We start from the raw sequence: 13781 nt of genomic DNA on the forward strand, positions 1-13781 counted from the left end.
GCCAGCGCCGTCACTCACGCCTTGGCAATGTTCCGCCAGCGTTGTTCGCTGAATCCTTTAGCAAATAGGCGCAGGCGGCTTGAAACACGAGTGTCCGCTATTGACAGTACACCTCATGTCGAAGAGACTTTATGACGCACCACAGCGCTTCTCCGCGCTCCAAATTTAGCCGTGATCCCGGTACAACTGAGCCCAGCTTTCACTTTCGCGTTTTTCCACAGCCTGGACCCAAAGCAGACCTGCGCGCGTTCGCACCTGTGTTTGCCTCGCCACCCACTTTAGACAGGTTTACGATGAGATATGCGCCGTAATTCCTTCTGCCTCACACCGCGTGTTGTGTAATTTCTGAACAAGAGGATGTTGGGTAGTTGGGTCGAAGGCAGCTAGCCGACGCTTGCCGTATGGAGCATCGATGATCGCTAACGCTCGAATAACCGGATTGTTGTGTTCCGACATATCCTCGACTGTCAGGCTGAGACTGCAGAACAGATCCTTGTTCATCTGTTCAAGTAGAAACAGGCCGCTGGAATCCATGACAGGCCACGCTAGTTCGTATGCCTGTGCAGGCGTAGACCCATCGGCACGGTTCTTCGCGGTCAAGGCTCCAAGCGAAGACAAATAACTTAGCGACCCGGCGCTGAAGATTCGACTACCGCGCAAACTGATCCAGAATTCCCCTTCTTGGTCGTGAGCATGACGATATCGTGTCTGGTTGAGATCAATGCTTGCCGCCACGCTCCCAGCAAAACGATCCTGTAGCTGCTTTTTAAGCTGTGACCATCGCATGCTGCCTCGATTCTTTCATTGTTCAACCTGAGTTTATTTACTACAAAGGTCCGCTCCTGGCCCAGGCTGTGTAAAAACGCAAAACGGACAACAGGCCGGCGACACTCGGCCTCTCAGAACGCTCTCCAAGGCGTTTTCTCAAGGTCGGGAATGGTAAAGAGACCCCTGAAAACGCCCAGATCTCGCGTTTTTACACAGCCTGGGCCGATTGCGGCCGGTCGAGGCAGCATAGCATGTTGCTGAGGCGACAAACTCTCCGACTGTCACGACCGGCCGCTACCGACCCATACCGGACGGTCAGCGTCGAGCTTAAATGCTCAGCTTGTCGCTCCAGGCTGGCTCCAAGATGTTCTTAGGCACGGTAGACACTTCCTCCAACCAGAATGTCGGGACCGGCGATACGAGTGCGTATTCGACACGAACGTCCAATTGCTCTGCCTTGTAGGAGCGTAACGCCATGACCCAGTATCGAGGATAGAGCACCAGCGGCGACTCCAGTTGCGCTGTCTTCTAACTTCGGATCAACGTGATTGAAGTTACGACCCTCATAGCTGTCATTACCGAGTGCGCAGTAAGCATAAATACCATTGATACCGATGTCTTTGCTCCATGCCACAATCGCGGGGAGATTAGGTTCCAAGTCGTACAACGTGGTCGTGTTCGCTACCTCAACTAACAGTTTTGGACTGCCAACAGAGGCTACGAATGGCGTGCGCACTGGCTGCAACCCAGGTACCTCCATGAGGTGCCCAACTAAATCCGACGCAATAACCGGCTGCATCACGTTTTGTGCTTGCAGGCGCACGAATACCTCATCGTTTGTGTTCGCGGTTAACCCAAGTCGCTGCCCGCCCGTAGAGGTTTTTACCGTCAGTTCATCTTCGGCCCCGTGGAGCTCGAACAATCGTCGGCCGACTGCTAAGGTTGCATGCAGGCATAGGGGACTGCGGGTGTGGGGATAGAAATAATCAACGGAGGCAATTACGTCAGGCTCATCAGATGGATCGATCCAAACGCAGGTCACGTTGCGAGCACGTGCGAAGGCTTGCCGTGCGCTCGAAGACGACGACTCGCCCTCAATTACCAAAGCCGGGTTTCCTTCGCCATCGTGTGCTCCAAAGCACCGGAAGGAATGAATTTCCATGGTGTTTGATCGTATTGAAAAGTTGTTTGCGACCGGCCGCTTGTGGCCGATTGCGGACCCATTCTAACGTCCGCTACCGACCCAGGCTGTGTAAAAACGCGAGATCTGGGCGTTTTCAGGGGTCTCTTTACCATTCCCGACCTTGAGAAAACGCCTTGGAGAGCGTTCTGAGAGGCCAAGTGTCGCCGGCCTGTTGTCCGTTTTGCGTTTTTACACAGCCTGGATCCGAAGCGGACCAAATTCAATCGTTTCTGCTGCCCCATTCAACTGACTCTTATCAGAAATTTTCCGATTTAGTCTGAACTTCTGGACTACTTCGATCGGCGGCCGTAGGCGCCGGCGGTGGAAGCGAAGCGTCCGGTGACGTCTTCGCTAGTCCAACTCTATAAGCAGTTTCTGCAGGTGTACCAATAGGATTTATCGAGTCTCCCCCCGCACGTGGCCCAAAATCCCGAGTCAAAAGACGCGAAACTTGGTTTCGATCAATCCGATCACGGCAGACTGGTGCGATTGGGCCACTAATCATCAATACGCTTTCCCAACATGCAGGATCGTCCCCGGTGCTCAATTTTTGAAAAATCCGCAAGGTTGTACGCGCATCTGATCCTGGACCCCTGCTAAAGCGCTTAGTACCATGGTTGGGATAAAACAAGGCAACAAGGTCGTTCTTTTGCAGAGTTCCGCGAATTTCTGGGTCTACAACAGCAGCTTTACAATGCGTCGCTAATTTGAATAAACCACGTTTGAACGCACAAATTTCTACAGCCGCGTCTTGTTGATGTACGTACGGTATGTCTTTAACCCATGTGTCTGCGGCTTCGTTAGCGCCATACACTTTGTTGACAAATGCAACCATTACGGTATTCAAAGCCTCTGGATAAGGATAGGTTATTAAGCCCCAGTGAGCAGGCCATGGCTTACCGGGCGACCACGCCTTATCAGCATCCTCTAAGTCATCCGCACGGGCTACAAAGGCTAGCAGCGTGAAAAAAATTACAGCTAAAAGTCGGAGCATATCTATCCTGGAATTTTGTTAAGGTACAACGTTGCGTGATGACAGTATATGATTGAGATGTCAAGATAGCAACTGACCGCTGACGCTCAAGTCCGCTTCTGGCCCAGGCTGTGTAAAAACGCAAAACGGACAACATGCCGGAGACACTCGGCCTCTCAGAACGCTCTCAAGGTCGGGAATGGTAAAGAGACCCCTGAAAACGCCCAGATCTCGCGTTTTTACACAGCCTGGACCCGAAGCTGCCGTTCCAAGGAGGCGTTCTACAGGTAGCCCGTGTGCAGTGGAGGAGCATCCCAATTGTCGTCCCGACCATTCAAGTAAGTCACCGGGATCTTTGTCAGCTCATCATCTGTCACGTCGTCCAAACATGTAACGTTCACTGCGTAGAACTCGCCCCATCTGGGCGAGCGACCAATTCCGAAGGACCGTATGCCACAGAACATGCAGAATAGATGTTGGTCCGTTTTGGTGTGAAATTGGTACTTTGTGAGCGATGAATCGCCGCTCAGCAGTCTGAAAGCGCGCGGGGCAATAATCGCTGGCCAGAACCGTGCCTTAACGCATATCGAGCAGTTGCAACGAATGGCACCTTTGCTCAGGTCGATATCAGCTTCAAAACGAACGACGCCGCAATGGCAACTTCCGTGATATGTCTTCAACTTACCTCCCGAACCTATGCACTTCTCGCTCATTTAGTCTGGAACATCAACGTCCGGTCATGGCCCAGGCTGTGTAAAAACGCGAGATCTGGGCGTTTTCAGGGGTCTCTTTACCATTCCCGACCTTGAGAAAACGCCTTGGAGAGCGTTCTGAGAGGCCGAGTGTCGCCGGCCTGTTGTCCGTTTTGCGTTTTTACACAGCCTGGGCCGATAGCGGACGGTCGGCACGGCTCAGTGTACTCGGCTGTTGCCTGCTGAGCAACTAGAGGGTTTTGTTAGGCGCTCTTAGTCGCGACACAAGGCTGCGGCGACACCAACAGCATGAAGCAATTCATTTCTGATTTCTTTGGTTAGACGTCGTGGGTGTCGTACCCGCCAAGCGTTAACACCAGATTTTTGCACTGCAAACGGCCAGTAGTGCTTCGGTTTTAGACCAGGCAGAGTTGTGTAATCGTGCTCGATCTGGTCCTTAAGGAATCCGTCGTAGCTGTAGCCAGTTGCGAATACGATTAGTTGCGGCTCCAGAACTTCGAACTGAACTTTAAGAAGGTCTCTGGAAAGAGCGGCTATGCGAGCGATTTCTGATGCCTTCCTAGGCGATCCACCTTTGCGGCTCATGCAAAGCAAGTTCCCCCAAAAGATCGCGTTGTGACCTGATCCAACGTGGTTCCGCAAGCTGGCGTGTAACTGGAAATGGAACTGTCGAAAACGGAATTTACGCGCCGGCATCGAAGCAGTTTTATGGTAGGCCGCCATCTGAGTTTCCACGTATGGGCCAAGCGCTGCGGGTAAGCCCGCTTCTGCCGCAAGCGCGTGCAAGTCCTTACCCCATTTTCTCGGCTCTTGGCCGATCAGCATTACGCGTACGCGGCTTTCCAGGTATGCCTCATTCACTGAGGGGAGAAATAGCCCTGAAAGCACTCCAGATTTTTCAGATCGCGCAATCGTTACGAGGTCGTGGTTTTCGAGCACTGTGCGATAACGCTCGGACAAAATGGCATTAACCTCGGCCACGCCGTGATTGACGGGGTTTGGCAGCATCATCATGCTTCCACTCCCAGCGTCCACTCCAGAAGAAGCGCCTTTAAACACTTAGTGATTCGTGTACTGCTCGCGCCCCGGCCATCAGCGTCTTGGCAGGCATCCCGGCACAGGTTCGCGTACCAAGTTGCAGTTTTGCTGAATCAGGCACTCGGGCTAGTGCCTGAGCATCATTATTAACGAACACGCATTGACCAACTTCGCGCGGCCTCGGGCCTAAAATGATCTGCGCTCCTGCACCGCCGGCGCTAATGATCAACATGCTTTATCCTTTTTCGTTCGCGTGAGCTGTCTCTTCAGCCGCGCACACAGTTTAGGTAAATTGTTAAGGCATTGCAATATTTAGCTCCGTATCTCTACAGAAAGGCGGGCGCACGCATTTTTTAAGCAACTCGGCGGCATTGAGCAGCACGAACAATGCCGCCGACCAGCTTGTAGTTAGCCCCTCAGGTGGATATTAGGAACGAGTACAGCAGCCTAGCAATAGATTTTAAACCTTTCGTGCCGTATGAGTGGCCGCCGCAAGCGTCAATTCAAGTTTTATCCGCATGGCTGACTTGAGTTCGTCGTCAGTGGTTGTGAGCAAAGCCGCTTTTGGGCGAGGGCGGAAATTTGCTACGGCTCAGTTTTTCAGAGCAGTTGTGTATTGATGCCGTAGCAAGTCAAGGTGCCGCGAATCGGCCAGCTAAGGTCTGTCGTGCCGAATCGCGACAGAAAACGCTGGTGCGTTTTTGATGGTGAGATCTGGGGAAAGGCGAGGGGAAGATTGGACAGATGACAGGGGACCCTTCGCAGCCACTGCTATGCTCCTCAAAACGGCTCAATTTCCACGTCCGAGGGCCGATTTAGACCTGCCCAATTGGGGGCGGACAGTCCACCCACCGTGGACCGGACGAGATCAAACGTTTTCCGAAGCGACCAGAGAGCGACCAGAACGCAAAAAGCCCACGAACCGAAATTCGTGGGCTTCTTGGTAATTCGTGGTAGGCCGTGCGGGATTCGAACCTGCGACCAACGGATTAAAAGTCCGCTGCTCTACCAGCTGAGCTAACGACCCGAAAGAAGCAAGATTATAGGGGGGCGTCGTCGTGCTGTCAAACCTCAGTCGCGGATCGGACGCCTCAATGTTGCTGGCAGGCCTTATTTGAGCGCAGCCAGGCGGTCCTTCGCGGACTGCGCGGCTTGCGAATCCGGGAACCTGGCCACCAGGGTCTGCAAGGTCTTCCTGGCCTTGACCTTGTCCTTCAGTTCGGCATAGCTGGTGGCGATGTTGAGCATCGCGTCCGGCGCCTTGGCGCTGCTGCCGTAGGTGGTGGTGACCACTTCCTGGGCGGCGATCGCGTTCTTGTAGTCGCGCAGCGCATAGTAGGCGTTGCCGAGCCAGTACTGGGCGTTCGACGCATAGGCCGAATCCGGGTAGCGCTTGACGAAGTCCTGCAGCGCGGCGGCGGCGGCCTTGTAGTCGCGCGCGGTGAAGTTCGCCATCGCCGCCTCGTAGGCCTGCTTCTCGGTCGGCAGCACCTGCGCCGTTTCGCCATCGATCGTCTCGCTGCGCGGCTCGAGCTTCTTGATGCGCGCGTCGAGGTCGGCGTAGAGCGTGCGCTGGTTGTTCTGGGCCTTGCTCACTTCGTTGGTCAGCACTTCGATCTGGCCGCGCAGCTTGGCGATTTCGGCCAGGGTCTGTTCGTGCTGGTTCAGGATGTCGAGCGTCGCGGTCTTGTCCGATTTGGCGTCGAGACGGGTAGTTAGGTCGCGCGTGATGGCGTCGACTTTCGCGCGCAGGTCGATGATCGCGCGGCGCGCTTCAGCGTCGTCCAGGATGCCGGCGGACGCCTGCAGCGGCAGCCAGGCGGCCAGCACCAGGCAGGCAAGACGGGGCGGGGACCATTTGATCATTGTCGTAGTTCTTTCTTTACCAGTGTTGCAATGGAAAACGGGGCGGTAGCAGTCTGCACTGCGCCCGCCCCGCTGTCAATTCGCCGAAGCTTAAGGATTACTGATAGACGATGTCCGCGCGACGGTTTTCAGCCCAGGCCGCTTCGCCCGAACCGGTTGCCTTCGGCTTTTCTTCGCCCAGCGAGACGGCTTCCATCTGGCTCTCGGCCACGCCCAGGGTCGACATCGAGCGGCGCACGGCCTCGGCGCGCTTCTGGCCCAGGGCCAGGTTGTATTCGCTGCCGCCGCGATCGTCGGTGTTACCCTGGATCAGGACCTTGCGCGACTTGTTCTGATTCAAGTAGTTCGAGTGGTTCGACACGACCGGCTTGCCATCTTCACGCACGACATAGCTGTCGAAATCGAAGTAGACGCTGCGGTTGGCCAGCACGCCCTTCGGATCGTTCAGCGGATCGACGGTCGCGGTTTCGACCGGACGGATGTCGCGGGTGTCGGCGGCGGCCGGTGCCGATGGCTGGCGCTCGACGACGGTCGGCTCGGCGACTGGCGTTGGGGTCTTGCAGGCTGCAAGCAGGGCTGCAGTGGCGATGATGAAAGCTACACTCTTAACGTTGCGCATGAATTTCTCTCCTGGTCTTGGTTGGTGATTACTTAGTAACTAAGTTCTTTTACTTCATGAAGGGGCCCCAACTGGGTTCCCGAATGTTTCCCGCGTTGGCCGTCAAGCGCTGCTTGACGCGGCCATCAGTGGAGACGACGGCCAGCGAGGCACGCCCGCCGCCCTTGCTCGCATACATGATGTATTTGCCGTTCGGCGAAAAACTCGGTTCGGTGGCCCCATCGGCCAGGCGCAATTCCTGGCCGCTGGCCAGGTCCTTCGCGAAGAGGGAGTAGCCGCCGTCGCGCTGGGAAATCCAGGCCAGGGTCTTGCCGTCCGGAGACACGCGCGGGCTGATGTTGTAGTTGCCGTTGAAGGTGACGCGGGTAGCGTTGCCGCCCGAAACGCTCATCTTGTAGATCTGCGGCCCGCCGCTGCGGTCGCTCGTGAAATACAGGCTCTGGCCGTCGGCGGAGAACTGCGGTTCGGTGTCGATGCCGTTGCTGTTGGAGACGCGGCGCACGCCCGAACCGTCGGCATTGACCACGTACACCTGGTAGCTGCCCGATTTCGACAAGGCGATGGCCAGCTTGGTGCCGTCCGGCGACCACGACGGCGCCGAGTTGCTGCCTTTTTCGTTGGCGATCACGCGGCGCTTGCCGGTGACCAGGTCCTGCATGTAGATGACCGGTTTGCGGTCTTCGAAGGAGACATACGCGACACGGCCGCCGTCGGGCGACCAGGCCGGCGAGATGATCGGCTCGCGGCCGCTGACGGCGACGATCTCGTTCTCGCCGTCGGCGTCGGCCACGGCCAGCGCGTACTGGCGCGCGGCCCGGTTTTCCTTCACGTAGGCGATGCGGGTGGAGAAGATGCCGCGCGTGCCGGTCAGCTTCTCGTAGACATCGTCGGCGATGCGGTGCGCCTGCAGGCGCGTGTATTTCGGCTGGACTTCGCCGCCCAGCTGCGAGAGCTGGCTGCCCTTGACCGTGTCGTAGAGTTTGTAACGCACGGCGAAGCGGCCGTCCGGCTGCTTCTGCACGCTGCCGACCACGAGGGCATCGGCGCCGCGCGCTTTCCAGGCGCCGGCGTCGATACTGGCGCTGTCGCTGATGACCTGGCCGGCATTGATGACCTTGAATACGCCGCTGCGCTCGAGGTCGGCACGGATGATGGCCGAGACTTCGCTCGGGGCCATCGCTTCGTCGGCAAAGGCGGCGACGGCGACGGGAATCTGGTTGCCGCCGACGCCGGCGATTTCAACTTGAAGCTGGGCATTGGCCGCCGACCCGATCATCAGGGTGGCGCTGAAGATTAAATAATGAAGTTTTTTCATGCGTTCTTTTCTCGGCAAAGATTGTTCAAGGCGGTCAGTCCAGGTCTTTCATGGAGAAATTGACCACAATAGTGCGCTCCACCGTACCATCTTTCTTCTTTGGAAGCGGTGAGGACTTGTTAATGCCGCGCTCCACCGCATCGTCGAACTGCGGCACGCCGCTGCTCCTGGTCATGCGTACCGACAGGATCTCGCCCGTCGGCAGCAGCTCGACCTTGAAGACGACTTTCGGATTGCCCGGCACATCGGTGCTGCCGGCAAAGGTCGTGTTGCTCTTGATGAGGGCGGTCAGTTTGGCGACATAGCCGGCATCGATTTTCGGCGCGCTCGACTTCTGTGCGCTGCCCGCGCTGCCGGCGGCGCCGGTGATGCGCTTGAGTTCCTCGTCGCGCAGCTTGTCGAGCTTGGCCTGCTCGGCCGCTTCCGCCTTCGCCTTCGCGGCCTTGTCGGCGGCGACTTTTTTCTTCTCGGCCTCGGCAAGCAGCTTTTTGTCGGCTGCCTTCTTCTCGAGTTCCTTCTTATCGAGCTCTTTCTTCTCGAGTTCCTTCTTCTCGAGTTCCTTCTTCTCGAGTTCCTTCTTCTCGGCGAGTTTTTTCTCAAGCGCTTTCTTGTCAGCCAGTTCCTTGGCTTTCAACGCTTCGCGTTCCTTGTTCTCCGCCAGTGCGCGTTTCTTCTCCAGTTCGCGCTCGATCTTTTGCTCGGCCAGTTTCTTCTCGCGCTCCAGGTTGATGTCCGGCGCGGCCGGCTTCACGGGTTCCGGCTCGGCGGCCTTCGGCGGCGGCGGCGGCGGCTCGACCGGGGCCGGCTCCGGCGCGCGCACTTCCTGCGGCGGCGGCGGGGGCGGCGGCGGCAGGGCGGGCGCGGCGGCGGACTCTACCTTCATGTCCCAGACTTCGGCCTCGACCACGGGCGGCTCGGTGTTCTGCCAGCTGATGCCGACCCACAGGAAGGCCAGCAGCAAGGCATGCACCGCCAGCGCCAGCAGGATCGCGGGCACACGGTTCGGTTCCGGCGGCAGCGTGTATTGACCGTTCAGTGCGGGCTTCATTGCGGACATGGTGTTACTGGGTGGCCAGGCCGACGCGGTGAATCCCCAGTTTCTTCGATGCGGAAACCAGTTCGATGACTTCGGCGTACTTGCTGTCGCGGTCGCCGGCGATCATCACCGGGTAGTCGGGGTTGTCCGCGTGCAGCTCGCGCAGGCGGGCCAGCAGGGCGGGGCGGTCGGGCATCGTCTCGGCGGCGATGGTTTCCTTGCCGCTCACGCCGATCGCCAGCGTGGCGTCGGGCTTGACGGTGATGTGGATATAGGTGTCCGGCGGCAGCGCGGATTTTTCCGCGCTCGGCAGGTTCACCACGTTCGGCGTCACGTTGGCCGGCACCGCCATGAAAATGATGAGCAGCACCAGCATCACGTCGATGTAGGGAACGACGTTGATCTCGGACTTGAGTTTGCTGCGGCGTCCGCCGCGCATGCTGCTGGAAAATGCCATGGTGGATCCTCTGGACTCGGCAATCAGCGCGACTGGCGCTGCAGGATGTTCGAGAATTCCTCGACGAAGCTCTCGAAGCGGGTTGCGAGACGGTCGATGTCGTGCGTGAAGCGGTTATAGGCAACGACGGCCGGAATTGCCGCGAACAGGCCGATGGCCGTCGCGATCAGTGCTTCGGCAATGCCGGGCGCGACGACTGCCAGCGTGGCTTGCTGGACGCTGGCCAGGCCGCGGAAGGCGTTCATGATGCCCCAGACCGTGCCCAGCAGGCCGATGTACGGGGACACCGAACCGACCGAGGCCAGGAAGTTCAGGTGCAGGTCGAGGCCGTCGAGTTCGCGCTGGAAAGCGGCGCGCATCGCGCGGCGCGAGCCGTCGAGCACGGCGCCCATGTCGAGCGCATCGCGCGAGGCTTGCTTGCCCTTGATGAATTCGCCCATGCCGGCTTCGAAGATGCGTGCCAGCGGACCGCTCTGGTCGCGCTGGGCGGAGGCGGACTGGTGCAGGGTATGGAGGTTGCCGCCGGCCCAGAAGCTGCGTTCGAACTGCTCGGTCTGGCGGCGGGCGGCGCGAATGGCGAACAGTTTGCGGAAGATGTACGACCAGCTGACCACGGACAACACGAGCAGCAACAGCATGATGAGCTGCACGATCAGGTGCGCATTGCTGATTAGGGCCAGGAAGGAGAGGTCGTGGGTTGGTGTCATCGGGTAGCAATCGGTGTGAATGGATCAGGCGGCACGCATTTTATCAGCCACGTCGGCAGGTAGCGAGCGCGGGCGTACTGTGGCGATGTCGACGCAGCCGACCTTGACCTGCGCTTCGGCCAGCAAACGCTCGCCTTTATAGGCTTTCTGGACGAACTGGACCGAGGCGCGGCCGAGCTTGGCCACGCTCGAGGTCAGGGTGATTTCGTCGTCGAGCCGGGCCGGCGCATGGTACTCGATGGCGGCGCTCCTGACGACGAAGGCGGCACCCTCGCGGTCCATCAGGGCCTGCTGGTCGACGCCGGCGGCGCGCAGCCATTCAGTGCGCGCCCGTTCGAAAAACTTCAGGTAGTTCGCGTAGAACACGACACCGCCCGCGTCCGTATCTTCGTAATAGACGCGAACCGTCCAGGTGAAAAGCGAAGGCATTTGTCCTGCCATAAATGATAATAGGAAACATTTTACGCCATGCGCGCATCGGCGCGCTAGCAAACACGTTGCCGGGGCGGCGTGGCGATGGGTTCGGCTGAAATCCGGGAAGCGCGGCGTAGTAGACGAGACGGGACGCTGTCAGGACAATAACTGTAACACTTTCTCACAATTATCGAAGCGGATGCCGACGGACTGCTGCCAGAAAGAAATTGCTAGCCTGGTCGGCCGCACCCGTATCACACCCGTTTGATATTGAAGGGCGCGAACCCCTGGCAGGTCGGCATCATCTCGATGCTGTTGATATTGATATGCGCCGGCAGCGTCGCGATCCAATAAGCGGTCTCGGCAATATCCTTGGCCGTCAGGGGCGTCGTGCCTTCGTACACCTTCGCCGCGGCTTGGTCGTTGCCCTTGAAGCGCACGTTCGAGAACTCGGTGCCGCCGCACAGTCCCGGCGCCAGGTTGGTCGCGCGCACGCCGGTGCCGACCAGATCGGCGCGCAGGTTCAGGGTGAACTGTTCGACGAAGGCCTTGGTGGCGCCGTACACGTTGCCGCCCGGGTAGGGGTAGTGGCCGGCCACCGAACCCAGGTTGATCACCAGGCCGTTGCCGCGCTCGACCATGGAAGGGAGGAGGGCGCGCGTCATCGTCACCAGTCCCTTGCAATTGGTGGCGATCATGGTTTCCCAGTCCTCCAGCGGCGCCTCGTGGGCCGGCGCGGTGCCGAGGGCGAGGCCGGCGTTGTTGATGAGGACGTCGATCTGGCGCCAGGACTGCGGCAGCATGGCCAGCGCCTGCTCGATCGAGGCCTTGTCCGTCACATCCATCTCGACCGGCAGCGCCGATTCGCCCAGTTCGGCCGCGAGCGCTTCGAGGCGTTCCCGCCGGCGTGCCGCCATCACGACCTGGTGGCCATTGCGAACGAAGGTGCGTGCCATCTCGGCGCCGAATCCGGCGGAAGCGCCGGTGATGAAAACGATCATGGTGGAATTCCTCGGTTGGCGGTTCTTTCATGGAATTGTAGCCGAAACGACCATGTCGGCCGGCGCGCCCGCGCAGTTGCCAGGCAGGCAGGGCTTTCCTTGCCCTCGGCGGACAGTTCACATACAATCCTGAGTCCATTTATGTCTCACGTAACTGGCGAAGAACGCAGCCGCTGTTCCAGCATTGCGCAAAGGTGGGCACCCACCGGGGAGCGTGAGATTCCATCCGCCGTTCGCCTGGGCAACCGACAATGGGTTCGCGCGCATGCGATGCATCGCCATTCGGTGCATTGCCTGTCGCGCACCTGTCGCTTGCCGGCCTCTTGCCGATCCAGCACTGCCGTTGTCCGGTTCTCTTATCGATTGGAGTTTTGTTCATGTTTGCAAAAGATCACACGCTGGCCAAGGTTGACCCGGAACTGTGGGACGCCATCCAGAAGGAAAACACCCGTCAGCAAGATCACATCGAGCTGATCGCGTCCGAGAACTACACCTCGCCGGCCGTGATGGAAGCCCAGGGCTCCCAGCTCACGAATAAATATGCCGAAGGCTATCCGGGCAAGCGTTACTACGGCGGCTGCGAATATGTCGACGTCGCCGAGCAGCTGGCGATCGACCGCGTCAAGCAACTGTTCGGCGCGGAAAGCGCCAACGTGCAGCCGAACTCGGGTTCGCAGGCGAACCAGGGCGTCTTCTTCGCCATGCTCAAGCCGGGCGACACCATCATGGGCATGTCGCTGGCCGAAGGCGGCCACCTGACCCACGGCATGGCGCTGAACATGTCCGGTAAATGGTTCAACGTCATCTCGTATGGCCTGACCGCGGAAGAAGACATCGACTACGAGGCCATGGAAGCCCTGGCGCGCGAACACAAGCCGAAGATGATCATTGCCGGCGCCTCGGCCTTTGCCCTGCGCATCGATTTCGAGCGCTTCGCAAAAGTCGCCAGGGAAGTCGGTGCGTACTTCATGGTCGACATGGCCCACTACGCCGGCCTGATCGCCGCCGGCGAATATCCGAACCCGGTGCCTTACGCCGACTTCGTCACCTCGACCACGCACAAGTCGCTGCGCGGCCCGCGCGGCGGCATCATCCTGATGAAGGCCGAGTTCGAGAAGCAGATCAACTCGGCTATCTTCCCCGGCATCCAGGGCGGTCCGCTGATGCACGTGATCGCCGGCAAGGCCGTGGCCTTCCAGGAAGCGCTCCAGCCCGAATTCAAGGCTTACCAGCAGCAAGTCGTAAAGAACGCCAAGGCCCTGGCCGACGCGCTCATCGCACGCGGCCTGCGCATCGTGTCGGGCCGCACCGAGTCGCACGTGATGCTGGTCGACCTGCGCGCCAAGGGCTTGACCGGCAAGGAAGCCGAAGCCATCCTTGGTCAGGCGCACATGACCTGCAACAAGAACGGCATCCCGAACGACCCGCAAAAGCCGTTCGTGACCTCGGGTATCCGCCTGGGCAGCCCGGCGTTCACGACGCGCGGCTTCAAGGAAGAAGACGCCACCCGGGTCGGCCACCTGATTGCCGACGTGCTCGACAGCCCGCACGATGCCGCGACCATCGAGCGCGTGAAGGCGGAAGTGAAATTGTTGACCGACAAATATCCGGTGTACGCAGCGTAATTCGCAACGGCGAGTATCCTTGCTCGAAACGTAGTAGAGTCCAGGAAGGGCGGGCGGATATTCCGC

At 58.9% G+C, this 13781-nt stretch carries 15 protein-coding genes, 1 tRNA gene and 1 riboswitch; of the genes, 1 reads left to right on the forward strand and 15 read right to left on the reverse strand.

Going from position 1 to position 13781, the window contains the following annotated elements:
• Positions 1–288: 288 nt before the first annotated feature.
• From ACFPOU_RS05000 to ACFPOU_RS05065, 15 genes are all read right to left on the reverse strand, one after another.
• Entirely contained in the window at positions 289–786 is a 498-nt protein-coding gene (locus tag ACFPOU_RS05000) for an SF0329 family protein (protein ID WP_379717838.1), read from the reverse strand.
• 352 nt (positions 787–1138) lie between these two features.
• Positions 1139–1930: a PhzF family phenazine biosynthesis protein gene (locus ACFPOU_RS05005; protein ID WP_379717840.1), complete on the reverse strand. Its 792-nt coding sequence runs from the start codon at positions 1928–1930 to the stop codon at positions 1139–1141.
• A gap of 277 nt (positions 1931–2207) precedes the next feature.
• Positions 2208–2945, reverse strand: coding sequence for a hypothetical protein (locus ACFPOU_RS05010; RefSeq protein ID WP_379717842.1), 738 nt, complete (start codon positions 2943–2945; stop codon positions 2208–2210).
• A gap of 260 nt (positions 2946–3205) precedes the next feature.
• Complete coding sequence (locus ACFPOU_RS23840) at positions 3206–3637, reverse strand: GFA family protein (protein ID WP_465263281.1); 432 nt, start codon at positions 3635–3637, stop codon at positions 3206–3208.
• Positions 3638–3889: 252 nt separating this feature from the next.
• Positions 3890–4651, reverse strand: coding sequence for a hypothetical protein (locus ACFPOU_RS05015; RefSeq protein ID WP_379717844.1), 762 nt, complete (start codon positions 4649–4651; stop codon positions 3890–3892).
• A gap of 37 nt (positions 4652–4688) precedes the next feature.
• Positions 4689–4907: a hypothetical protein gene (locus ACFPOU_RS05020; RefSeq protein WP_379717846.1), complete on the reverse strand. Its 219-nt coding sequence runs from the start codon at positions 4905–4907 to the stop codon at positions 4689–4691.
• 719 nt (positions 4908–5626) lie between these two features.
• Positions 5627–5702, reverse strand: a tRNA-Lys gene (locus ACFPOU_RS05025).
• Between the two features lie 83 nt (positions 5703–5785).
• Entirely contained in the window at positions 5786–6541 is a 756-nt protein-coding gene (gene ybgF, locus ACFPOU_RS05030; RefSeq protein WP_379717848.1) for a tol-pal system protein YbgF, read from the reverse strand.
• A gap of 97 nt (positions 6542–6638) precedes the next feature.
• Positions 6639–7160, reverse strand: coding sequence for a peptidoglycan-associated lipoprotein Pal (gene pal / locus ACFPOU_RS05035; protein WP_379717850.1), 522 nt, complete (start codon positions 7158–7160; stop codon positions 6639–6641).
• A gap of 49 nt (positions 7161–7209) precedes the next feature.
• Positions 7210–8475: a Tol-Pal system beta propeller repeat protein TolB gene (gene tolB / locus ACFPOU_RS05040; protein WP_379717852.1), complete on the reverse strand. Its 1266-nt coding sequence runs from the start codon at positions 8473–8475 to the stop codon at positions 7210–7212.
• A gap of 34 nt (positions 8476–8509) precedes the next feature.
• Positions 8510–9532: a cell envelope integrity protein TolA gene (gene tolA, locus ACFPOU_RS05045; protein WP_379717854.1), complete on the reverse strand. Its 1023-nt coding sequence runs from the start codon at positions 9530–9532 to the stop codon at positions 8510–8512.
• Positions 9533–9536: 4 nt separating this feature from the next.
• Complete coding sequence (locus ACFPOU_RS05050) at positions 9537–9968, reverse strand: biopolymer transporter ExbD (RefSeq protein ID WP_379717856.1); 432 nt, start codon at positions 9966–9968, stop codon at positions 9537–9539.
• Positions 9969–9991: 23 nt separating this feature from the next.
• Positions 9992–10675 carry a protein TolQ gene (gene tolQ, locus ACFPOU_RS05055; RefSeq protein WP_192054914.1) on the reverse strand — a complete coding sequence of 228 codons (684 nt, stop codon included), beginning with the start codon at positions 10673–10675 and terminating at the stop codon, positions 9992–9994.
• A gap of 24 nt (positions 10676–10699) precedes the next feature.
• Positions 10700–11104 carry a tol-pal system-associated acyl-CoA thioesterase gene (gene ybgC / locus ACFPOU_RS05060; RefSeq protein WP_379717858.1) on the reverse strand — a complete coding sequence of 135 codons (405 nt, stop codon included), beginning with the start codon at positions 11102–11104 and terminating at the stop codon, positions 10700–10702.
• Between the two features lie 239 nt (positions 11105–11343).
• Entirely contained in the window at positions 11344–12090 is a 747-nt protein-coding gene (locus ACFPOU_RS05065; RefSeq protein WP_379717860.1) for an SDR family oxidoreductase, read from the reverse strand.
• A gap of 140 nt (positions 12091–12230) precedes the next feature.
• A riboswitch (ZMP/ZTP riboswitch) is annotated at positions 12231–12340 on the forward strand.
• Between the two features lie 127 nt (positions 12341–12467).
• On the opposite strand from ACFPOU_RS05065, the gene glyA reads away from it, so the two are divergent.
• Entirely contained in the window at positions 12468–13715 is a 1248-nt protein-coding gene (gene glyA, locus ACFPOU_RS05070; RefSeq protein ID WP_379717862.1) for a serine hydroxymethyltransferase, read from the forward strand.
• Positions 13716–13781: the final 66 nt, after the last annotated feature.

Origin of the sequence: Massilia jejuensis, from assembly GCF_042656795.1 — a bacterium.
In the GTDB taxonomy this organism is placed as follows: Bacteria; Pseudomonadota; Gammaproteobacteria; order Burkholderiales; family Burkholderiaceae_D; genus Telluria; species Telluria jejuensis.